The organism is Arthrobacter sp. Leaf337, assembly GCF_001423745.1.
Taxonomy (GTDB): domain Bacteria; phylum Actinomycetota; class Actinomycetes; order Actinomycetales; family Micrococcaceae; genus Arthrobacter.
This window is the reverse complement of record NZ_LMPC01000004.1, coordinates 36,504-58,068: the sequence shown is the minus strand read 5'-3', so window position 1 is coordinate 58,068 and position 21,565 is coordinate 36,504. Positions and strand designations below refer to the sequence as shown.

At 65.4% G+C, this 21,565-nt stretch carries 23 protein-coding genes; 18 read left to right on the top strand and 5 right to left on the bottom strand.

What is annotated here, in order from left to right; genetic code table 11:
* The first annotated feature begins 1 nt into the window (after window position 1).
* Window positions 2–1,018, top strand: a complete 1,017-nt coding sequence (miaA, locus tag ASF98_RS05005) for a tRNA (adenosine(37)-N6)-dimethylallyltransferase MiaA (RefSeq protein WP_235505610.1) — start codon at window positions 2–4, stop codon at window positions 1,016–1,018.
* A gap of 9 nt (window positions 1,019–1,027) precedes the next feature.
* Window positions 1,028–1,972, top strand: a complete 945-nt coding sequence (gene dapF / locus ASF98_RS05000; RefSeq protein WP_055798337.1) for a diaminopimelate epimerase — start codon at window positions 1,028–1,030, stop codon at window positions 1,970–1,972.
* Here the strand turns inward: dapF and ASF98_RS04995 are convergent.
* The gene (locus ASF98_RS04995; protein ID WP_055798336.1) at window positions 1,953–2,567 is read right to left on the bottom strand and encodes a class I SAM-dependent methyltransferase; all 615 of its coding nucleotides are present in this window, start codon (window positions 2,565–2,567) and stop codon (window positions 1,953–1,955) included. The two genes, dapF and ASF98_RS04995, sit on opposite strands and share 20 nt — an antisense overlap.
* Before the next feature lie 447 nt (window positions 2,568–3,014).
* Between ASF98_RS04995 and hflX the strand changes: the two genes are divergently transcribed.
* Together hflX and ASF98_RS04985 are read left to right on the top strand one after the other, a co-directional pair.
* On the top strand, window positions 3,015–4,583 hold the full coding sequence (gene hflX, locus ASF98_RS04990) for a GTPase HflX (protein WP_055798333.1): 1,569 nt from the start codon (window positions 3,015–3,017) through the stop codon (window positions 4,581–4,583).
* Window positions 4,576–6,648, top strand: coding sequence for an ATP-dependent DNA helicase (locus ASF98_RS04985; protein WP_055798330.1), 2,073 nt, complete (start codon window positions 4,576–4,578; stop codon window positions 6,646–6,648). Before hflX ends, ASF98_RS04985 begins: the two co-directional genes overlap by 8 nt.
* A gap of 83 nt (window positions 6,649–6,731) precedes the next feature.
* Here the strand turns inward: ASF98_RS04985 and lexA are convergent, their stop codons facing one another.
* Window positions 6,732–7,481 (bottom strand): transcriptional repressor LexA, encoded by a 750-nt coding sequence (gene lexA, locus ASF98_RS04980; RefSeq protein WP_055798725.1) that lies wholly within the window; start codon window positions 7,479–7,481, stop codon window positions 6,732–6,734.
* A gap of 410 nt (window positions 7,482–7,891) precedes the next feature.
* Between lexA and ASF98_RS04975 the strand changes: the two genes are divergently transcribed.
* The 8 genes from ASF98_RS04975 (at window position 7,892) to ASF98_RS04945 (ending at window position 14,169) form a co-directional block, all read left to right on the top strand.
* Window positions 7,892–8,266, top strand: coding sequence for a LysM peptidoglycan-binding domain-containing protein (locus tag ASF98_RS04975; RefSeq protein ID WP_055798328.1), 375 nt, complete (start codon window positions 7,892–7,894; stop codon window positions 8,264–8,266).
* A 77-nt stretch (window positions 8,267–8,343) separates the two neighbouring features.
* Window positions 8,344–9,462, top strand: a complete 1,119-nt coding sequence (locus ASF98_RS04970) for a histidinol-phosphate transaminase (protein WP_055798325.1) — start codon at window positions 8,344–8,346, stop codon at window positions 9,460–9,462.
* An 88-nt stretch (window positions 9,463–9,550) separates the two neighbouring features.
* Window positions 9,551–10,177 (top strand): imidazoleglycerol-phosphate dehydratase HisB, encoded by a 627-nt coding sequence (gene hisB, locus ASF98_RS04965; RefSeq protein WP_028271935.1) that lies wholly within the window; start codon window positions 9,551–9,553, stop codon window positions 10,175–10,177.
* Window positions 10,174–10,935, top strand: a complete 762-nt coding sequence (gene hisH / locus ASF98_RS04960; RefSeq protein WP_055798323.1) for an imidazole glycerol phosphate synthase subunit HisH — start codon at window positions 10,174–10,176, stop codon at window positions 10,933–10,935. The genes hisB and hisH overlap by 4 nt, the downstream gene beginning before the upstream one ends.
* Window positions 10,936–11,094, top strand: a complete 159-nt coding sequence (locus ASF98_RS24510) for a hypothetical protein (protein WP_200939306.1) — start codon at window positions 10,936–10,938, stop codon at window positions 11,092–11,094.
* A 56-nt stretch (window positions 11,095–11,150) separates the two neighbouring features.
* The gene (gene priA, locus ASF98_RS04955) at window positions 11,151–11,897 is read left to right on the top strand and encodes a bifunctional 1-(5-phosphoribosyl)-5-((5-phosphoribosylamino)methylideneamino)imidazole-4-carboxamide isomerase/phosphoribosylanthranilate isomerase PriA (protein ID WP_055798320.1); all 747 of its coding nucleotides are present in this window, start codon (window positions 11,151–11,153) and stop codon (window positions 11,895–11,897) included.
* A 13-nt stretch (window positions 11,898–11,910) separates the two neighbouring features.
* Window positions 11,911–12,810: an SseB family protein gene (locus ASF98_RS04950; RefSeq protein WP_055798318.1), complete on the top strand. Its 900-nt coding sequence runs from the start codon at window positions 11,911–11,913 to the stop codon at window positions 12,808–12,810.
* Between the two features lie 57 nt (window positions 12,811–12,867).
* Window positions 12,868–14,169, top strand: coding sequence for an MFS transporter (locus ASF98_RS04945; protein WP_055798317.1), 1,302 nt, complete (start codon window positions 12,868–12,870; stop codon window positions 14,167–14,169).
* A 177-nt stretch (window positions 14,170–14,346) separates the two neighbouring features.
* On the opposite strand, the gene ASF98_RS04940 is transcribed toward ASF98_RS04945, so the two are convergent.
* Entirely contained in the window at window positions 14,347–14,745 is a 399-nt protein-coding gene (locus tag ASF98_RS04940; RefSeq protein WP_055798310.1) for a DUF1844 domain-containing protein, read from the bottom strand.
* A 276-nt stretch (window positions 14,746–15,021) separates the two neighbouring features.
* Between ASF98_RS04940 and infC the strand changes: the two genes are divergently transcribed.
* The 4 genes from infC (at window position 15,022) to ASF98_RS04920 (ending at window position 18,029) form a co-directional block, all read left to right on the top strand.
* Window positions 15,022–16,197 (top strand): translation initiation factor IF-3, encoded by a 1,176-nt coding sequence (infC, locus tag ASF98_RS04935; protein ID WP_082506715.1) that lies wholly within the window; start codon window positions 15,022–15,024, stop codon window positions 16,195–16,197.
* A gap of 116 nt (window positions 16,198–16,313) precedes the next feature.
* The gene (rpmI, locus tag ASF98_RS04930; protein WP_009358635.1) at window positions 16,314–16,508 is read left to right on the top strand and encodes a 50S ribosomal protein L35; all 195 of its coding nucleotides are present in this window, start codon (window positions 16,314–16,316) and stop codon (window positions 16,506–16,508) included.
* 118 nt (window positions 16,509–16,626) lie between these two features.
* Window positions 16,627–17,085, top strand: a complete 459-nt coding sequence (gene rplT / locus ASF98_RS04925; RefSeq protein WP_028271928.1) for a 50S ribosomal protein L20 — start codon at window positions 16,627–16,629, stop codon at window positions 17,083–17,085.
* 47 nt (window positions 17,086–17,132) lie between these two features.
* Complete coding sequence (locus tag ASF98_RS04920; protein WP_055798305.1) at window positions 17,133–18,029, top strand: TrmH family RNA methyltransferase; 897 nt, start codon at window positions 17,133–17,135, stop codon at window positions 18,027–18,029.
* Window positions 18,030–18,119: 90 nt separating this feature from the next.
* Here the strand turns inward: ASF98_RS04920 and ASF98_RS04915 are convergent, their stop codons facing one another.
* Window positions 18,120–18,386: a GlsB/YeaQ/YmgE family stress response membrane protein gene (locus ASF98_RS04915; protein WP_043480193.1), complete on the bottom strand. Its 267-nt coding sequence runs from the start codon at window positions 18,384–18,386 to the stop codon at window positions 18,120–18,122.
* A gap of 230 nt (window positions 18,387–18,616) precedes the next feature.
* Here ASF98_RS04915 and ASF98_RS04910 point away from each other — a divergent pair, with 230 nt between their 5' ends.
* Window positions 18,617–19,534 carry a cation diffusion facilitator family transporter gene (locus ASF98_RS04910; RefSeq protein ID WP_055798300.1) on the top strand — a complete coding sequence of 306 codons (918 nt, stop codon included), beginning with the start codon at window positions 18,617–18,619 and terminating at the stop codon, window positions 19,532–19,534.
* A 62-nt stretch (window positions 19,535–19,596) separates the two neighbouring features.
* On the opposite strand, the gene ASF98_RS04905 is transcribed toward ASF98_RS04910, so the two are convergent.
* On the bottom strand, window positions 19,597–20,808 hold the full coding sequence (locus tag ASF98_RS04905; RefSeq protein ID WP_055798297.1) for an MFS transporter: 1,212 nt from the start codon (window positions 20,806–20,808) through the stop codon (window positions 19,597–19,599).
* A 180-nt stretch (window positions 20,809–20,988) separates the two neighbouring features.
* Between ASF98_RS04905 and ASF98_RS04900 the strand changes: the two genes are divergently transcribed.
* The gene (locus ASF98_RS04900; RefSeq protein WP_055798293.1) at window positions 20,989–21,441 is read left to right on the top strand and encodes a (deoxy)nucleoside triphosphate pyrophosphohydrolase; all 453 of its coding nucleotides are present in this window, start codon (window positions 20,989–20,991) and stop codon (window positions 21,439–21,441) included.
* Window positions 21,442–21,565: the final 124 nt, after the last annotated feature.

Below are 21,565 nucleotides of genomic sequence, written 5' to 3'. Positions count from 1 at the left end.
AATGGCCAATCCTCCAGCCGACGAGCGCCACGAAGCGGACGCCCGCCCAGCAGCGATCGCCGACGCTGACCTACCCTCGGCGGCGGACCGCAATACCGGTGACCCCCGTCCTACCGTAATCGCGGTGGTTGGCCCCACCGGGTCCGGCAAATCTGACCTCGCCGTTGCGCTGGCACTGGCCCTCGACGGCGAGGTCATCAACGCGGACGCCATGCAGTTCTACCGCGGCATGGACATCGGCACTGCCAAGATCACGGCCGTGGAGCGCAAGGGAGTTCCGCACCATCTCCTGGACACCCTCGACGTCACCGAAGAAGCCAGCGTTTCGGACTTCCAGCGCGAAGCGCGGGCCGCCATCGCAGAGATCCACGGCCGCGGCAAGCGGGCCATCCTGGTGGGCGGTTCGGGCCTCTACGTGCGGGCCGCACTCGACGTGCTCGAATTTCCCGGCACGGATCCGGCTATCCGCGGCCGCCTGGAAGCAGAGCTGGCGGACACCGGTCTGGCCACGCTGCGCACCCGGCTGGAAGCGGTCGACCCGGTGTCAGCCGGCCGTCTGGGCGACGCCCGCAGGGTGGTCCGGGCCTTGGAGGTCTTCGAGCTGACAGGGCGTCCTTTCAGCTCCTTTATGCCCGTTCGGGAGTACTTCCAGCCGGCGGTGCAGATCGGACTCGAAGTGGACCGTGAGCTCCTGAAGGACAGGCTGGCCCAGCGCGTCCACGTCATGGTTGCAGGCGGACTCCAGGCCGAGGTGCAGCGGCTGGACGCTGCAGGGCTCCGAAACGGCAAGACGGCGTCCCGTGCCCTGGGCTATGCCCAGTTCCTGAAAGTCCTCGACGGCGAATGGGATGCCGGCCAGGCCACGGAAGACACCATCACGGCCACGCGGAAATTCGCCCGGCGGCAACTCACGTGGTTCAGGGCGGATCCGCGCATCAACTGGCTTGACTGGCAAGACCCGGACCTCGTGGCCAAGGCCGTGGCCATGTCGCTCAAGACGCCCACCCTGAACCGGTAACCTTGATCCATGGACGAAACCCTTGCACCCGCCCCTGACCGCACTCTCCAGGGGCTGAGCGGCCTGGCCTTCTCCAAGGGCCATGGCACCGGCAACGATTTCGTGCTCGTTGCCGACCCCGAGGGTACCTGGCCGATTGCGCCCGAACAGGTCGCGGAACTCTGCGACCGCCACCGCGGCATCGGCGGTGACGGCCTGATCCGGGCCGTGCCTTCGCGATTCCTCCCGGAGGGGCGCGAGCTGCAGGCAGTCCACCCGGATGCCGAATGGTTCATGGACTACCGCAATGGTGACGGATCCCTGTCGGAAATGTGCGGCAACGGCGTCCGCGTGTTTGTCCACTTCCTCATCGCCGAAGGCCTTGTCCGGCTCGGCACCGGCGATGCCCTGACCATCGGCACGCGCGGTGGCGTCAAGACAGTGGTGCGGACCGATAACGGCTACGCCGTGGACATGGGGCCGTGGGAATTCATCTTCCCGGGCGAAGCCACGGCACGTGCCATGGACTCGCTGGTGACCGCGGACGGCCTGGAAGTACCGCGCCCGGCGCTGTCCGTCAGCATGGGGAACCCGCATACTGTGGTGGCCCTGGCCGAACTCAGCGAACTTGAGGCAACACAGCTCTTCAAGGCACCGCACGTTGATCCGAAGCCGGCGAACGGCACCAACGTCGAGTTTGTCGTCCCTTCCGAGCCGCTGGTCCACGACGGCGTCGGCACAGTCACCATGCGCGTCCACGAGCGCGGCGTGGGGGAGACCCAGTCCTGCGGCACCGGCGCCTGCGCAGCAGCTGTCGCCATCCGGCACTGGGCCGGGCAGGGCGCTCCGGACGCCTGGAATGTGAACGTGCCCGGCGGCGTCGTCGGCGTTAAATTCTTTGCGGGGCCGGAAGGCCACGAACATGTGGAACTGAGCGGTCCCGCCGTGATCGTGGCTAGCGGGACGCTTTCCTGACCCGAAGGATCCTGAAGGACTTCGAGGTGCTTTCCCGGGTGACGGTGAAGCTGCTGTCCAGTTCAGCGGCCAGCCAGCGCTGAAGCGAGTCGGAACCAAGGTTCTTCTGGACCACCAGCCAGGCGGATCCGCCTGCGGCCAGCCGGGGCAGCCACAGCAGCAGCAGTGAGTGAAGCTCGTCTTTGCCGATCCGGATCGGGGGATTGGACCAGATCGTGTCGAACCGGAGGCCGGGATCAACGGCGTCGGGCAGGCTGGCGGTCACGTTGTTCAGTCCCAGCAGGCCGGCGTTCTCGTTGGTCAGGGCGACGCAGCGCTCGTTGACGTCCACGGCGTAGACCTGCGCGTGGGGTGCCCGCAGGGCCATGGTCAGTGCGATCGGACCCCAGCCGCAGCCGATGTCCAGCAGGTTGCCCTGGGGTGACGGGGCCGGCACATCGGCCAGCAGGACGGCAGTTCCCTTGTCAATGCCGTCGGGGCTGAAGATGCCGCTGGACGTCTGCAGCCTGCGCGTTTCACCGGCAAGTTCCACGGTTAGCGGTTTGCGGGTGAAGGGCCCGGCAGGCTGGGCGCTGAAATAGTGTGCAGACTCCATAACTCGCCAGATTAGTTGCCCGGCGCGCCGATGGGAAACGAGGAGGGGAACGGGGCACGGAAACCCGTCTGCTAATGTTTAATCCATGTTCTTGATCTTTGAGTAGCCGGCACGGGCACAGCCCGTCCCGCAGCGACGCAGGTATTCACCTTCCGCTCAGTGCGCCGTCAAGCCGTGATTGCCCGGCAGAACGTCCCGCCCGTACTACTTGGAGTCCAGCAATGCTGATCGTCTGACCATGCGCTCTTCTGAACAAGCGCACCCTCCGCAACGTCGCCAGCCCCGCGCATCGTCGCCCCACATACCGTCCGTACCGCCGCCCGCTGCGCCGCAGCCGCCGGCACTCCAGGAGCCCGAATGACCAATAGTCGTCAGCCCAGCGCGAATACCGCCCCGCAGACAAACAATCAGCATTATTCTGAAGGTGTCGAATCTTCAAAGGAGAACATGACCAACCAGCCCAACACCGGATCAGATGCAGCCTCCCAGGACATGAGTCCTGAGGAAATCCAGGCCGTCATCGACCGGATTCTGTCCAAGGATGTCCCGGCACGTGCCGCCCACCCCGCATCGGAAAATTCGCGCGGAGTTTTGGGATCGGCACAGGCGATATCCCGCCAGGACAGCGAACACAGCATCTTCGACGGTGACCAGCAGGACCTTGAGGAACGCCGGGCCCTGCGCCGTACGGCCGGCCTGTCCACCGAACTCGAAGACGTCACCGAAGTTGAATACCGGCAGTTGCGCCTCGAACGTGTTGTCCTCGCCGGCCTGTGGACAGAAGGCACGCTTGCGGACGCCGAGAATTCCCTCCGCGAACTTGCCGCCCTGGCGGAAACTGCGGGCTCGGAAGTTCTGGACGGCATTGTCCAGCGCCGTGCCAAGCCCGACCCCGGCACGTTCCTCGGCTCCGGCAAGGCCCAGGAGCTCAAGGACATCGTCATGTCCACCGGTGCGGACACCGTGGTGGTGGATGCCGAGCTGGCACCTTCACAGCGGCGCGGACTCGAGGACATCGTGAAGGTCAAGGTCATCGACCGCACGGCCCTGATCCTGGACATCTTCGCCCAGCACGCCAAGAGCCGTGAAGGCAAGGCCCAGGTGGAGCTGGCGCAGCTTGAATACCTGCTCCCGCGCCTGCGCGGCTGGGGCGAATCCATGTCCCGCCAGGCCGGCGGCCAGGTGGGCGGCGCAGGTGCCGGCATGGGTTCCCGTGGTCCCGGCGAAACCAAGATCGAACTGGACCGTCGCCGGATCCGCACCAGGATGGCCAAGCTGCGGCGTGAAATCGCCGCGATGAAGCCGGCACGGGAGACCAAGCGGGCCAACCGCCGTCGTAATTCCGTGCCGTCCGTAGCCATCGCAGGGTACACAAACGCCGGAAAGTCCTCGCTCCTGAACCGGCTGACCGACGCCGGCGTCCTGGTGGAGAACGCCCTGTTCGCCACCCTGGATCCCACCGTCCGCAAGGCGGAAACGGCAGACGGCCTGGGCTACACCCTGGCCGATACCGTGGGCTTCGTCCGGTCCCTGCCGACCCAACTGGTGGAAGCCTTCCGTTCCACCCTGGAGGAAGTGGCCGATTCGGACCTCATCCTGCACGTGGTGGACGTCTCGCATCCCGATCCGGAAGGCCAGATCGCCGCGGTCCGGGCAGTGTTCAGCGAAGTGGACGCCCGCAAGGTGCCCGAGATCATCGTGCTGAACAAGGCCGACGCCGCGGATCCGTTCGTGGTGGAACGCCTAAAGCAGCGGGAACCCCGCCACGTGGTGGTGTCCGCGCGCACCGGGCAGGGCATCGCCGAGCTCCTGAAGGCGATCAGCGAATCCATTCCGCGGCCCAGCGTCAAGATGGAACTGCTGATCCCGTACAACCGCGGTGACTTGATCAGCAAGCTCCACGAAACGGACGCCGAAATCCTTCGCCTGGACCATGAAGAGCAGGGCACACGCGCCCTGGTCATGGTGCGCGAAGGGCTCGCCGCTGAACTGGAATCCTTCATCAGCAATGTCTGATCCCGGGGCCGGAGAAACCAGCGGCTCCGCCGGCGAGCAGTTCGTCATTGAACTGCTCGACCGGGCGGTGTCCGGCATGGGCGGACAGAGCCGCGATGGCCAGCACGAGATGGCCCGGCAGGTGGCACGCGCCATAGACAGCGGCGACCACCTGCTGGTCCAGGCCGGAACCGGCACCGGAAAGTCGCTCGCGTACCTGATTCCGCTGATCGCCCATTCACAGGTCAGCGAGAAACCCACCCTGGTGTCCACAGCTACCTTGGCCCTGCAGACCCAGATCGTGGGCAGGGATCTTCCGCGGCTGCTGGAAACCATCACTCCCGCCTTGGAGCGTCCCGTCAAGGTGGCCCTCGTCAAGGGCCGGGCCAACTACGTCTGCCGGCACAAGCTCGACGGCGGGTTCCCCTCCGAGGAGCCGTCAGAGGGCCAGCTCTTCTCCCTGGGGGAGGACACCAGCGTCCCGCACTTCGCCGCCTCCCTGGGCGGTCCGGCGTCGCAGCTGGGCAAGGAAGTGGTCAGGCTCCGCGAATGGGCGGAGAAGACCGCCACGGGGGACCGGGACGAACTGATGCCCGGTGTGACGGACCGCGCCTGGCGGCAGGTGTCCGTCACGTCGATGGAATGCCTGGGAGCGCAGAAATGTCCCATGGCTGCCGAGTGCTTCAGTGAACTTGCCCGGCATGACGCAGCCGAGGCCGACGTTGTGGTCACCAACCATGCAATGCTGGCTGTCAGCGCCTTCGAGGGCCTGGCCGTGCTGCCGGAGTACGACGTCGTGGTGGTTGACGAGGCGCACGAGCTCCAGGACCGCGTGACGGGAGCCGTCTCCGGCCAGTTATCCGTGGCCATGGTCCATGCCGCCGCCTCGGGCGCCCGCAAAAACACCGGGATCACTGTTGATGCGCTCAACAACGCGGCCGCCAACCTTGAGCTGGCCATCGCCGGAGTCCCCAGCGGCCTGCTGCCCAACGGCCTCAACGATGAACAACTCGACTGTGTGGACCAGTTGCGGGAAGCCTGCCGCGCGGCCCTTTCCGACTCCAAGGGGGACAGTGCCAACACGGCCGACGGCGGACGCCAGCTCGCGCGGTCACGCCTGATGGTCATCCTTGAGCTCTGCGAACGGCTGATTGCCGCACAGGAAAACCGCGAAGTGGTCTGGTTTTCGCGGAACAGCACCTTCGACCCGCAGCAGGGCTACTCGCAGCCGGACGATGCCGCGCCTGCCCTGATCAACATTGCACCGCTGAGTGTGGCTGGAAAGCTCCGAGACGGTCTCTTTGCCGGCCATACGGTGATCCTGACCTCTGCCACCCTCGCCATAGGATCGGCCTTCGAACCGGCCGCCGGCGGGCTCGGGCTCGTGGGACAAGGCGCACCCAGCTGGACCGGAGTGGACGTCGGATCCCCGTTTGACTATCCCAAGCAGGGAATCCTCTACGTCGCCAGCCATCTGCCGAAGCCCGGCCGCGGGACGTCGCCTGAAGCACTCGACGAGCTCGAGAAGCTGATCAGGGCCTCGGGCGGCGGGGCACTGTGCCTCTTTTCGTCGCGGCGGGCCGCCGAGGAAGCGGCAGAAGCCATGCGCCCGCGCCTGGATGTCAGCATCCTATGCCAGGGCGAATCGACCATGACCGCGCTGGTGCGGCAGTTTGCCGACGAACCGGATACCTGCCTTTTCGGCACCATGTCCCTCTGGCAGGGCGTTGACGTTCCCGGCGGGTCATGCCGGCTGGTGGTCATCGACCGGATTCCGTTCCCGCGGCCGGATGATCCGCTGATGACGGCACGGTCCCGGGCCGTGGCCCAGGCGGGCGGCAACGGCTTTATGTCGGTTTCGGCCACGCACGCCGCGATCCGGCTTGCCCAGGGTGCCGGCCGGCTGATCCGCTCCACGGGCGACAAGGGTGTTGTGGCCGTCCTCGACTCCCGGCTGTCCACGGAACGATACGGAGGCTTCCTCCGTGCTGCCCTGCCACCGTTCTGGCCCACCACAGATCCTGCGATCGCTGTGGCTGCGCTGAGCCGGCTGGCCAAGGCTCCGGCGGAGGCCGCTTCTGCCTGACGGGGCGGGGCCCCTGACGGGCTCGAGCCGCCTGATGGGGTTCGAGCCGGCGCCGGGTGACCGGCGGCGGCTACGGCGGGCTGCTAAAGCGAGCGAAGGACTGAGACGACCTTGCCCATGATGGTTGCGTGGTCGCCCAGGATGGGCTCGTACTGCGTGTTCTGCGGCAGCAACCAGGTGTGGCCGTCCCGCTGGCGGAACGTTTTGACCGTTGCTTCATCATCGAGGAGGGCGGCAACGATGTCGCCGTTGGCGGCGTCGCTCTGCTGGCGCACCACAACCCAGTCACCGTCGCAGATCGCTGCGTCGATCATGGAATCGCCGGACACCTTCAGCATGAAAAGCTCACCGTGGCCCACCAGCTGCCGTGGCAGCGGCATGAGGTCCTCGACGACCTGGTCAGCCAGGATCGGCCCGCCGGCAGCGATCCGCCCGACAAGGGGGACCATGGCCGTATCCGTTGCCGTGGCAAGTTCGGAAACAGCCAATCCGCCTACTGTGCGCAGCTTGGCAGGCTTTTCCACGCCGGTGATTTTGGCTGTCCCCTCGTCCAGGGTCAGCGGCATCAGGACCTCCATGGCACGCGGCCGCTTGGGATCGCGGCGGAGGTAGCCCAGCTTCTCAAGCTGCGAGAGCTGGTGGGTGACGCTGGACAGGCTGGCCAGTCCCACGGTGTCGCCGATTTCACGCATGGACGGCGGGTAGCCGTTGTCGTTGACGGAGCGCTGGATCGTTTCCAGAATTTTCTTCTGACGTACTGTGAGGCCCTTCGGCTTCGGTGATGACTGCTGGCTCCGCTGCGTAGCCCTGCCGCCGGTGGCTTGTGCTGCCATGTTCGCCAACGCCTTTCCGTTCTCCCCGGCCTCCGTCGCTGCAGGTGCCGGGAACTTCCGGTCTGAAAATGTCAGACCCTGCTGATCAACTGCAGAAGTGGTTGTTCTGTAGCTCAAACGTAGGCCAGCCCCACAGGTTTTTCAAACATTTGTTCTAGTGAGTCTCGACAATGTTCGTTAATAAGTGCTAGAACAGAACCAGTAAAGTTCGAATATGTGTTCTAGTAGTGAAGTTCTTTCGGTTCTATGTTCGAAAACCGGAACGGGCGGACGTCAGCTTCAGGAACACAGCGGGCAGCACAGTCAGGTCCAGGAGGGCTCAGTTCATGTCAGTTACAAGCGCTTTTCACGGTTCGCGTCATGATGGTTCGGCCAAGCAGGGTTTGGGGCACCACGGCGCGGAATCTCCCATGCAAGGCTTCAACTGGGAGGAACGTCCGGCCGCTAGGACGGCGAAGGCCAGGTCCTCGCAGCCGCCCCTCCGACTGACCCGCCGCGGGCGCATCGTCCTCGTCGGGATTCCGCTGATCCTGCTGTCCGTGCTGCTGATCTCGCTCGCCGGGTTCCTGAACTCGCCGGCGAAGGCGGCGGATTCCGCGTCCGAGCTGTCCTTGACCCCCACCGTGTCGGTGACGGTCCAGCCGGGGCAGTCCCTCTGGGAGATCGCAGGATCCGTGGCCCCCGAACGCGACCCCCGGGATGTCGTGGCCGACATCGTCCAGCTCAACAACCTCGACGGCGGCAGGGTCATGCCGGGCCAGCAGATCTTTGTCCCCTCAAACTAGGGCGCCAAAACCTGCTCCCGGCCGGCCGGCGGCGTCACAGTTTCGGCGGCCCGGCCACCCTCACTTAAACTGTTGAAGTGACTGACCAGCTAGAGCGACTGAACCGACTTCCCCTCCGGACCAACCTTCGGGGCCTGAGCCCGTACGGTGCGCCGCAGCTGGATGTTCCCATCCTGCTCAACGTCAACGAAAACACCCATGGCGTTCCGGCCGACGTCCTCGCCGCCATCTCCGAGGCTGTGACCGCTGCCGCGGCGGGACTGAACCGCTACCCGGACCGGGAGTTCACCGAACTGCGTGAGCGGCTGGCGGAGTACCTTGGCCACGGCCTGGCCGCTGAGAATATCTGGGCCGCCAACGGGTCCAATGAAGTGCTGCAGCAGATACTGCAGGCGTTTGGCGGGCCGGGGCGTACCGCCCTCGGGTTCCCGCCCACGTATTCCATGTACCCCTTGCTGGCCAGCGGCACCGATACGGGTTACATCGTTGGCCAGCGTGCGGACGACTATGGCCTCAGTGCGGAGTCGGCGGCCCGTCAGGTCCGGGAACTCCAGCCCAACATCGTTTTCCTGTGTTCACCGAACAACCCCACCGGCACGGGCCTGGGACTGGATGTGGTCGAAGCCGTCTATGCCGCGGGCGAGGCCAGCCAGACCGTCGTGATCGTCGATGAGGCGTACCACGAGTTTGCGCACGACGGCACGCCCAGCGCCCTCACTCTCCTGCCGGGCCGTGAGCGCCTGATCGTGTCCCGGACCATGAGCAAGGCCTTTGCCTTGGCCGGTGCAAGGCTCGGCTACATGGCGGCCGCCCCCGAGGTTACGGACGCACTGCGGCTCGTTCGGCTGCCGTACCACCTGTCCGCCATCACTCAGGCGACCGGCCTGGCCGCCCTGACACACCGCGAGGCCCTCATGGCCGACGTCGAAGACATCAAGCGGCAGCGCGACCGGATCGTCACGGAGCTAACCCGGATGGGACTCAAGCCCGCCGCATCCGACTCGAACTACGTCTTCTTTGGCGGCCTCGAGGACCCCCGCGGAGTATGGCAGGGATTGCTCGACGCCGGCGTCCTGATCCGCGATGTCGGAATCCCCGGCCACCTGCGCGTCACGGCAGGCACTGAGACGGAAACCACAGCCTTCCTGGAAGCCCTGGAACTGATCCTGACCGGGCAGCCCAGCGTCCCGGCCTAAACTGGAGTCAGACCCCGGTTCCCCAGGGAACCAGTTCCCAGACTTCCACCCCGACGGTATTTCTCCTTACATCCAAAGGACACAACACATGAGCACCACCGGATCCATTGCTGCCGAGGCCCGGACCGCACGCATGGAGCGTTCCACGAGCGAATCGTCCGTGCTCGTCGAGATCAACCTTGATGGCACGGGCATCTCGGACATCAGCACCTCGGTTCCGTTCTACGACCACATGCTGACCGCATTGTGCAAGCACTCGCTCATCGACATGACCGTCAAGGCGACCGGTGACATCCACATCGACGTCCACCATACGGTGGAGGACGTCGCCATCACCTTTGGCGAGGTGCTTCGTACCGCCCTGGGCAACAAGGCCGGGATCCGCCGTTTCGGCGAAGCCACGGTTCCCCTGGACGAGGCCCTTGCCCACGCCGTCGTTGACGTCTCCGGGCGTCCCTACCTGGTGCACGGAGGAGAGCCCGCCGGGCAGGAATACCACCTGATCGGCGGCCACTTCACCGGTTCGCTGACCCGTCACGTCTTCGAGGCGATCACCTTGCACGCCGGCATCTGCCTGCACATGAACGTCATCGCCGGCCGGGACCCTCACCACATTGTGGAAGCCCAGTTCAAAGCCTTCGCGCGTGCTCTGCGCGCAGCCGTGGAGCCGGACCCCCGCGTAGAGGGCATCCCCTCCACCAAGGGTGCGCTGTGACCGGCCCGATCCTCCGGGACGGGGCAATCCTGGATCCTGCCGGAAGCGCGAAGCCTGCGTCACCCGAGGGCAAACCCACCGTCACAGTCCTGGACTACGGCTCCGGCAATGTCCGCTCAGCCGTCCGTGCGCTTGAGCGTGCGGGCGCCGAAGTCATCCTCAGCGCCAAGCCCGAGGACGTCCTGAATGCCGACGGACTGCTGGTTCCCGGCGTCGGCGCCTTCGAAACGGTCATGCGCGAGCTCAAGGCAGTGGACGCCATCCGGATGATCGGCCGGCGTGTTGCCGGCGGCCGTCCCGTCCTCGGCATCTGCGTGGGACTCCAGGTACTTTTCGAGGCCGGCGTCGAGCACGGCACCGAAGCCGAAGGCATGGGGGAGTGGCCCGGCAAGGTGGAACTGCTTCCTGCCGAGGTTGTACCCCACATGGGCTGGAATACCGTGAAGGTTCCGGAAGGATCCCGGCTCTTCGAGGGCGTTGAAAACGAGCGCTTCTACTTCGTCCACTCCTACGGTGTGCAGCACTGGGACTTCGACGTCATCCAGCCCCGCATGGCTGCCCCGCTGGTCACCTGGTCCGAGCACGGCGCACCGTTCATCGCCGCCGTGGAGAACGGGCCGCTGTGCGCCACCCAGTTCCACCCGGAAAAGTCCGGCGACGCCGGAGCCCGGCTCCTCCGCAACTGGGTCAACAGCCTGCGCCCCGGCAAAGCGGCAGCAACAGCAGCCACTCCCGCCAGTACCGGACCGGCCGCCTAGATGTGGTCGATAGTCCTGACGGGCGTCGCCGGCCTGCTGGTTGGCGGGGCGCTGTCCTTCAGGCAGCAACACAAGCCGCTCTGGACCCAGGTCGTTTTCTACGTTCTGGCCGGAATGTCGCTGCTGGCCGCGTACCTTCTTACCCTGCCGGCCAACTAGCCGCGCCCGCACCCTGCCTGCCCACCACAGCTTCACTACAACCTGAGGACCTGAAGATGACCACCGAAACGCCGCTGCCCGTCCTGGAACTGCTCCCCGCCGTCGACGTCGTGAACGGCCAGGCGGTCCGCCTGGTCCAGGGCGAGGCCGGCAGCGAGACGAGTTACGGCACGCCGCTGGAAGCTGCGCTCAACTGGCAGCAGCAGGGTGCCGAGTGGGTACACCTGGTGGACCTGGACGCAGCCTTTGGCCGCGGCTCCAACGCCGAACTGCTCCGCGAAGTGGTGGGCCGGCTGGACATCAACGTTGAACTGTCCGGCGGCCTGCGCGACGACGAATCACTCGAGAAGGCCCTGGACCTGGGCGTCGCCCGGGTGAACCTGGGCACGGCGGCCCTTGAGAACCCGGAGTGGACTGCACGCGCCATCGACCGCTTTGGCGACAAGATCGCTGTCGGGCTCGACGTCCGCGGAACAACTTTGGCGGGCCGCGGCTGGACGAAGGAAGGCGGCGACCTGTGGGACGTGCTGGCACGGCTCGAAGAAGCCGGCTGCGCCCGCTACGTGGTCACGGACGTCACCAAGGACGGCACCCTGCAGGGCCCCAACGTTGAGCTGCTCCGCCAGATGGTGGAGAAGACCGGCAAGCCGGTGGTGGCCTCCGGCGGTATCTCCAGCCTGGAGGACCTCAAGGTGCTGCGCTCCCTCGTGCCGCTGGGCGTTGAAGGTGCCATCGTGGGCAAGGCCCTGTACGCCGGTGCCTTCACGCTGCCGGAAGCGCTTGACGTAGCAGGCCGCCGCTAGCCCGGCAACCACCATGGATCAGCGACCTCCAGCGGAACAGCGACCCCCGGCACCCCGGCAGCTGCCCGGCCACATCGCCGCTGCGCTTGCCGGCTCAGGCGGGGCCACGGATTCCGCCGGCCAGCCCTGGGCCGGCCGCAGCCTCGCCGGCGAGGATGCGAAGATCCACAACTTCGAGGACGACGACGGCACGGCCGATGCCGGTTACCTCGCCGCGGTTGACGCCCTGCGCTCCGCTGCCGGCGACGAGGCTGCCGTGGTGGCATCCCTGGCCACTGCCCGGGTGTTTGTTCCGATCGTTGCCCGGCTGGCCGAAGAAAGCGACCACGGGACGCACGCCGACCCGCTTCACGGGGATAAGCAGGCGGACATGGCGCTCGTAACGCTGAAAGCACCGGACGGACGGACCGCCCTTCCCGTCTTCACGTCGGCAACGGCGTTGGAAGCGTGGCACCCGCAGGCCCGGCCCGTGGCTGTGTATGCCGCGAGGGCCGCACTGTCCGCGGTGGCCGAAGGCGCCGAACTCCTGGTGCTGGATCCCGGTTCCGAGTACACGTTCGTTGTCCGTCGGCCGGCCGTCTGGGCTCTCGCCCAGCAGCAGGAGTGGCGGCCGTCCTACGCAGACCCGGAGCTTGCACGCGCAATGGCGGAAGCAACGGCAGGCTATCCGCCGGTAAGGCGCGTGGAACTCGAGCCGGGCGGCGGCGTCGCGTCGTCAACAGCCGGCGGTGCCGTTGTCCCCGGCGGCGGTCCGGGGCCGGAGCTCCGTGTCGTGCTGTACCTGACCGACGGCCTGGATGCTGCCGGTGTCCAGGCAGTTGTGTCCGGACTCAATGCCGAGTGGTCCCGGAATGCGGTCTTCGCCGAGCGGGTTGACTCGATAGAGGTAAAGTTGCTGCGCGCAGCCGAGTAGCTGACGGTAGACGGGACACATCCCGTCCTGTCGTCGGCAGGATGAAGGACATAGCCCGTGAATTTCGCTCTTTACAAGGAGCTCCTTGCAGTCAGGCCCATCAGGCTACTGCTGACCGTCGGAATGATAGCCCGCATACCGCATTCGGCGGCCGGGGTACTGCTGACCCTGCACATCGTCCTCACGCTGGGCGAGGGGTATGCCGCCGCCGGTGCAGCGGCAGCGGTAATGACCATTGGCATCGCCGTCGGGGCCCCCTGGCGCGGTCGCCGGGTGGATACCGTCGGTCTTCGCAAGGCGCTGATTCCTTCCGTCGTTTCCGAGACCGTCATCTGGTCCGTGGTGCCGCACGTCTCCTATGAGTGGCTGCTGGCGCTGGTGTTCGTCGGGGGACTCCTCACGCTGCCAATCTTCAGCGTGGTGCGCCAGTCGCTGGGCGTGCTGGCAAGCGGCGAGCAGCGGCGGACGGCCTTCGCGCTGGATGCGATCGCCACGGAGCTGGTCTTCATGCTCGGCCCTGCAGCCGGCGCCATTGTGGCCACCGCCGGTTACTCGGTTGCCGGACTGACGGTTGTGGGTGTGTGCACGTCCGTGGCCGGCCTGTTCCTGATGTGGTTCAACCCGCCCACGCGCAGCGCAGTGCCGGATGACGAGTACGAAACGGACCAGCAGGAAGGCGCGGAAGTGGCGGTCGTCGCGGCGGCTCCGGCACACCTGCAGGAGGCTGCTGCCGAACTTGCTCCGGTGGCGGCCAGTGAGCTCCGCCGCTTGGGGCTGCGTCACAGGGTGGCACACAACTTTGCCTGGTTCACCGCCGCGGTGGCAGCGGTCTTCGCTGTGGCCGCCGGGGCCGGAATGGTCCTCAGCGGCACTGACGTGGGAATTGTTGCCGCTTTGGAAACCGGCGGGCACCAGGCGGAGATCGGCCTGGTCTTTGTCTTCTGGTGCGCGGCTTCCGTGGTCGGCGGGCTCATGTACGGCGCCATGCACCGGCCGGTTTCCCCGATTATCCTGTTGCTTGGCATGGCCGCCCTCACCATCCCGATGGGCTTCGCCCGGGACACGCTGACACTGTGCCTGCTTTCGCTGCTGCCCGGGCTGCTGTGCGCGCCGGTCCTTTCCTCTGCCTCGGAAAAAGTGGCCGAGCTCGTGGAGGAGCGCCGCCGCGGAGAGGCCATGGGCTGGTACGGATCTGCGCTGACTGCCGGGGTGGCCCTCGGCGCTCCGCTGGCCGGTGTTTTCATTGACGGAATCGGGCCGTCCGCCGGTTTTGTCTCGGTGGGTGCGGCGGGCGTTGTCCTGTGCCTGTTCGGCCTGGTGCTGCTGCGCCATCGCCGCCGGCGCGGCCTGGTCGCCTAGCGCGGGGCGGGAGCCCGTCTGATCCGGCGACAGGATTGAGGCCACCGGTCAGATACGACAACGCGGTTCTCTTACGACGGTTCTCTTACGACGGGACTCAAACGACGACGGCGGCGGGCAGACCCGATTGGTCCGCACGCCGCCGTCGATATGCCGGTGAAAAGCCTAAATTAGCGCCTAGTTGACCGGGCCGGTGTACTTTTCCCCCGGGCCCTTCCCGGGGGCGTCAGGAATGATCGACTCTTCGCGGAAGGCCAGCTGCAGGGAGCGCAGTCCGTCGCGCAACGGACCGGCGTGCTGGGAACCAATTTCCGGCGCGGCAGCAGTCACGAGTCCGGCCAGCGCGGTGATCAGCTTGCGGGCCTCGTCCAGGTCCTTGAGCTCCTCGGCATTGTCCTCGGCGGCAAGGCCGAGCTTGACGGCCGACGCGCTCATCAGGTGCACAGCGGCGGTGGTGATGACCTCGATGGCGGGAACCTCGGAGATGTCCCGGATCTGCTGCGAGACCTGTTCCTGGCCGTCCCGCTGACCGGAGGCGGGCTCGAAAACGTGTGAATTACTGTCTGAAGTGCTCATACTGGTAAGCTTGTCACAGACCGACTGAATGTCGTTATTTTGCTATGTGAAACTCGTAACTGCCAATGTGCAGTTTTTGGGGTTCCTTCGGTAGGATTGACTTTCAGTTTGCAAGCGGAGTTCTCTCCCACCCGCGTCAGCCGTTTTCCCGGAAGCAATTTCCCGCGGAAGCAAGGTTGCCGGGTACCTGGTCGGGCGGTCCACAGCAGCGTCAGTTGCGTGGAACGCGTACAGCCTCCCCGGAGGCGGTGTACATCCGATCTTCGAGGCCTTCGATTGCTCCGGCAATTGGGGGCCTTCTCTATTTGCCGGTGGAGTACTCATCTCAACCACAGGAGTTCTAACATTAGCGAGCCAAGAATCAATGAGCGTATCCGCGTCCCCGAGGTGCGGCTGGTCGGCCCTGCAGGTGAACAGGTAGGAATCGTCCGTATTGAGGACGCCCTGCGTTTGGCTGCCGAGTCCGACCTTGATCTCGTTGAAGTTGCACCGCAGGCCAAGCCTCCGGTGTGCAAGCTGATGGACTTCGGCAAGTACAAGTACGAAGCCGCCGTCAAGGCACGCGAGGCCCGGAAGAACCAGACCAACACGGTTCTGAAGGAAATCCGTTTCCGGCTGAAGATCGACACCCACGACTACGAGACCAAGCGCGGCCACGCCCTCCGCTTCCTCGGCGCCGGGGACAAGGTCAAGGCCATGATCCAGTTCCGCGGCCGCGAGCAGCAGCGTCCGGAAATGGGCATCCGCCTGCTCCAGCGCTTCGCCGACGATGTCGCCGAAGTTGGCGTTGTCGAGTCCAGCCCCCGCATCGACGGCCGCAACATGGTCATGGTTGTTGGTCCGCTGAAGAACAAGGCTGAGGCCAAGGCCGAAGCTCGCCGTGCGACGCAGCGCGCAGAGGCCAAGGCCCAGAACGAAGCCAAGGCCACCGGCCGGGTGGACGTCAGCCGCGACCAGCCCGCCATGACGCAGTCCCTTGCGGACCTGCTTCCGGAGGGTTTTGCCGTGACGACTGAAGAAGCAGCACCCGAGGCGAGCACTGAGGCTGCGGCTTCAACCAGCGCCGAGGCACCTGCAGAAACGGTTGCGGCCCCGGAGGCCGAAGCGCCGGTCAAGGAAGAGCCGAAGCAGGAAGTTCCGGCTGAGGAAGCTCCGAAGCAGGAAGCCCCGAAGCAGGAAGCTCCGAAGCAGGCAGCGCCCGTCAAGGAAGCCCCGAAGCAGGAAGCACCGAAGCGCGAAGCCCCCAAGGCAGCGGCAGCACCGCGTCCTGCGGTAAGCAGGCCCGCTGTTGCCAAGGCACCGGTTGCACCGAAGCCCGCAGAGGCTGCCCCTGTGGCGCCGAAGCCGGCCGGAGTTCCCGCGCCGCCGCCTAAGCCGGTAGCACGGCCTGCGGCACCCAAGCCTGCAGCACGGCCTGCTGCTCCCAAGCCGGGAAGCAAGAAGACTAACTAGTTCAAAGCTGTGCGAAGCATCGCCTGAGCACAGCAAGCAACCAGCACGCCGCCCGCAGGGGTGGCTGCACGAAAGACTGCAGACTTGTCTGCGGATACGTAAGGAGATCGGTTCCCATGCCGAAGATGAAGACCCACAGTGGTGCTAAGAAGCGCTTCAAGCTGACCGGCAGCGGCAAGCTGCGCCGCCAGCAGGCCAACCGCCGCCACTACCTCGAGCACAAGTCCTCCAGGCTGACCCGTCGCCTCGCCGGCGACAAGATCGTCTTCAAGGGCGACGCCAAGGTCATCCGGAAGATGCTCGGCATCTAAGTTCCAAGTTCTCTGACTGTTGCCACCTGGCAGCGGTCAACTACCAAAAAGGCTTCTCAGGCCAGCCGGTTGTTCCGGCAGTAGATGCTTGGGATCAGATTTTCGAAGGAGTACGCACGTGGCACGTGTGAAGAGGGCGGTCAACGCCCACAAGAAGCGCCGGGTTATCCTTGAGCGCGCAAAGGGCTACCGTGGACAGCGTTCACGCCTGTACCGCAAGGCCAAAGAGCAGCTGCTGCACTCGTTTGTGTACAGCTACGGCGACCGCAAAAAGAAGAAGGGCGACTTCCGCCGCCTGTGGATCCAGCGTATCAACGCTGCATCCCGCGCCAACGGCCTGACCTACAACCGTCTGATCCAGGGCCTGAAGGCCGCTGAGGTCGAGGTTGACCGCCGTATGCTGGCCGAACTTGCTGTTTCTGACGCCAACGCCTTTGCTGCGCTGGTACAGATCGCCAAGGACTCGCTGCCTGCTGACACTTCCGCGCCGGCCGTCTCGGACGATGCCGCCCCGAAGGCAAAGGCTCCCAAGGCGAAGGCTGCAAAGAAGCCGGCCGCCGAAAAGGCTGCCAAGTAGCATTCCTCCGTTCAAGGACCGGTGGCAATAGCCACTAAAGTTCTTATATGAACGAAACCGGGCGCCCGCAAGACTTTCCACTCTCCAACCCCCGAGCTGATCGGGTGCGGGATGTGGCAAAGCTTGCAGGGCGCCCGGCCCGTTTAAAGCGCGGGCAATTCCTGGCCGAGGGCCCGCAGGCTGTCCGGGAGGCCCTGGTGCTCCACCAGAAGAGGACTGCCGCGGGGGAGCCTGGTGTGGTCCAGGAAGTGTTCGCGAGCGAGAGCTGCCTGGACCGCTATCCCGAGTTTGATGAACTTGCCGAGGGCGTCAACGCCCGGCTCGCTACCGACGAGGTACTTGCTGCGATGGCGGATACCGTCAATCCCCAGGGCATCATCGCTGTCTGCGCCTTTGTGGATGTGGACCTTAACGCAGTGCTCGACGCCGGTCCCCGGCTGATCGCCGTACTGTGCCAGGTGCGGGACCCCGGAAATGCGGGCACAGTACTGCGGGCAGCCGATGCCGCCGGAGCCGACGCCGTAGTCCTGACAGCCTCCAGCGTGGACATTTACAACCCCAAGGCTGTCCGCTCCACCGCGGGCTCGCTGTTCCACCTCCCCGTGGTGCTGGGAACGGACCTCGCCGACCTGGCCACGGCCTGCCGCGAACGCGGCATCGGCATCCTGGCCGCCGACGGATACGGCCAGCTGGACCTTGACCAGCTCCAGGACGAAAACGCGGCCCGACGGCTGGGCGCCTCCGGCACGGCCTCCGCGTACGAGCTCGAGCGTCCCACCGCCTGGTTGTTCGGCAACGAAGCCCAGGGACTGTCCGAGGCTGAACTCGCGCTGGCGGACCACCGTGTGGCCGTCCCGGTCTACGGGGCCGCGGAAAGCCTCAACGTCGGCACCGCGGCCACCGTGTGCCTTTACGCAAGTGCGCGTTCGCAGAAGCGGGCCTGAACGAAAAAGCGGGGCCCGCCTTCCGGTGGGCCCCGCCGTCGTAATCTTCACTGCCAGGCACCTGCGTGCCCTCAGCGGTGGTGGGTGAAATTATGTGGTCTTGCTGCGGCCGGTGATGAATCCGTAGATGCCGGCTACTACGAGGCCGCCGACGATGGCGAGAAGCCAGGAACCGAGGTTCCAGAATTCCATTTTGCCGCCGCCGAACAACAGGTCGCCGATCCAGCCGCCGACGATGGCGCCGACAACACCAAGCACGAGGCTGGTGACCCAGCCGCCGCCGACCTTACCAGGCATGATTGCCTTGACGATTGCTCCTACAATGAGTCCGAGAATGATCCAGCCAAGAAAGCCCATGTCTCCTCCTACATAATCGTCGGAACTCACTACGGGTCCCGATTATGTTCAAGCTAACACAGGTGTGTTTCCTTGTCAGCAGGCTTAGTTTCAATGTTTCTGGTGTCATCCGCTGTGACCCGTGGTGTGTCCGGGAGCGGCGGGAAGGTAGCGTATTCCTTGCGGGCATCAGCATTGCGCGGTGATCGCACCTGCAATTTTCCGGCAATTCCTGAAGAGGTGAAGCTCACTTGGCTGCAAATGGCGGTACCAAGGCGATCGTCGCGGCTCTGGCTGCAAACCTGACCATCGCTGTACTGAAGTTCGTCGCTTTCATCCTGACGCTGTCGTCGTCCATGCTGGCCGAAGCCATCCACTCCGTCGCCGACTCCGGCAACCAGATCCTCCTGCTGGTGGGCGGCAAGCGCGCCAAGCGTGCCGCAAGCCCCGAGCACCCCTTTGGCTACGGACGCGAGCGCTACATCTATGCGTTCATCGTCTCGATTGTGCTGTTCAGTGTGGGCGGCCTGTTTGCACTGTACGAGGCGTGGGGGAAGATTCAGCACCCGCATGCCATCGAGGGCGACTTCTGGTGGGTTCCGCTGGCCGTGCTGATCGGGGCGATCATCGCCGAGTCGTTCTCGTTCCGGACGGCAATCATTGAGTCAAACCACATCCGCGGCAAGCAGAGCTGGGTGCACTTCGTCCGCAACGCCAAGCAGCCGGAGCTCCCCGTCATCCTGTTGGAGGACCTGGGTGCGCTGCTGGGCCTGGTGTTCGCGCTGTTCGGTGTGGGCCTGACGCTGGTTACCGGCGACGGCATCTGGGACGCCCTGGGAACCGCGATGATCGGTTTCCTGCTGGTTGCCATCGCGATCGTTCTTGCCCTGGAAACCAAGTCGCTGCTGCTCGGGGAATCGGCCACCAAGGCGGACGTCGCCAGGATCAGTACCGCGCTGGAGGCCGACGGAACCAGGATCATCCACCTGAAGACCCTGCACCTGGGTCCGGAAGAACTGTTGGTGGCGGCCAAGATCAGCGTCGGCGCCGCCGCCACCGGCGCGGAGATCGCCACGGTGATCGACGACGCCGAGAGCCGGATCCGCGAAGCCGTGCCCATTGCGCGGGTCATCTACCTCGAACCCGACGTGGAGCGAGCTCACGTCTGATCTGCTCTGCGGGGTTTGCACACCCGCACGGGGCCGCTGGACCGAAACCTGCCTGGGGCAGGCTAGGAGACCAGCGGCCTTTTGCGTTCCAGCAGGCCGCTGATTACGGCAACGCCAAGTCCCAGAACGGCCAGCACGGCGCCGACGAGTGCCGGTGCGACATAGCCCCATCCCCAGGCGATGACCAGGCCGCCGAGGAAGGCGCCGAGCGCGTTGGCAACGTTCAGGGCTGCGTGGTTCAGCGAGGATGCCAGGGACGGGGCGTCGGGGGAGGCATCGAGCAGCCGGGTCTGCAGGGCGGGCACCAGCAGTGAGCCGGCACCGCCCACCACAAACACCATCACAAAAGCGGACCACGGCCAGTGGACGGCCACGGCATACACCACCAGGGCGACGGCGATTCCGGGCAGGACCCAATAGATGGTGCCCATCACTGACTTGTCCGCGATGCGGCCGCCCACGATGTTGCCGGCGACCATGCCCAGTCCGTAGAGGGCCACCACCAGGGGGAGGAACGACGCCGGGATTCCCGCCACGGACGTCATGGTGTGCGCGATGTAGGTGTACGTGGCGAAGAACCCGCCGAAACCCACAATGCCGATGAGGATGGCGAGCCACACCTGGAGCCGCTTCAGGGCGCCAAGTTCCCGCCGGATGCTGGCGTCCGGGTGCGCTTCCTGGAACGGGACGAACTTCCAGAGCATGGCAAGGGTAGCCAGCCCGATCACACCGACGAGCACAAACAGCAGGCGCCAGCCGAACGCCTGGCCGAGCCAGGTGGCGAATGGAACCCCGACGACGTTTGAGATGGTCAATCCGGCCATCACCATGGAAATCGCCCATCCCCGCTTCGTCGGCGCAACCAGTGAAGCGGCAATGACGGCCGCCACACCGAAGAACGCTCCGTGAGGCAGTCCGGCCGCGAACCGGGACACGAGCATGGTGCCGTAGTCCGGAGCAATGAACGAGGTGAGATTGGCGAGGCTGAAGAACAGCATGAGGCCCAGGGCGAGGTGTTTGCGGGGAAGCTTGGCACCGACGGCTGCCAGGAGCGGCGCTCCGATCACGACGCCGAGCGCGTAGGCCGAGATGAGGTGGCCGGCTTCGGGAGTGCCGATGTTCAGGCCCTGTTCCACCTCCTTGAGCAGCCCCATCATGGTGAATTCAGTGACGCCGATGCCGAAACCACCCATCGCGAGGGACACGATGGCCAAGGCGAGGTGGCGGGTTACGGCCTTCGGCTTGGCGGGGCTGAGGGTGGGCGTGGAGGTCATTGGCCTGCTTTTCGAAAGGTTCTGGTTCATGGGGGATTTAATCAGCGCGAAGCATTAAATCTGATTACTGCAACGATGGGGGAGGGGGCCGTATTCCGGGTCGCCGTATTTGGGTGACTGCCGTTCGGGGACGACGCCGGCGGAACCGGCCACCACCATTGTCCCCCATAGACTGTTGCGGTGACTGGACTGATCAATGTTGTTGGCGGAGCTGTTGTGGATTCCCTGAGCGCCCCGGCCCGGCTCCTGGTGGCGCGCCGGACGGCGCCTCCCCAGTTCGCCGGGATGTGGGAGTTCCCGGGCGGCAAGGTGGAGCCGCTCGAAGCTGCCGAAGACGCCCTGCACCGCGAGCTCCGGGAAGAACTGGGCATTGGCGTCCGGCTGGGCGCTGAGTTGCTGGCGGAATCCGCTGCGGGCTGGCCGCTCAACTCCAAAGCCGCAATGCGCGTCTGGTTTGCCGAGATCGCGGACGGCGAACCCCGCCCGCTTGAAGACCACGACGAACTGCGCTGGATCAGCCTGGCGGAAAGTGACGAAGCTCTCACCCTCCCTTGGATCCCGGCGGATTTCCCGATTGTCCGGGCCCTGCTGGCCGCGGTTGCCGGTTCAGAGCGGCTTCCGCTGGATTCGTGAAATTATCCGAGTGCTGAAACCCGTTTCGGCGGAATAAATTCGGATTGGGCGCGTTCTATGGCTTCTTGGCAGAATTCTTAGGTTGGGTGGGGACGTTGTCCGCACCCGCTTTTGCGGACAATCG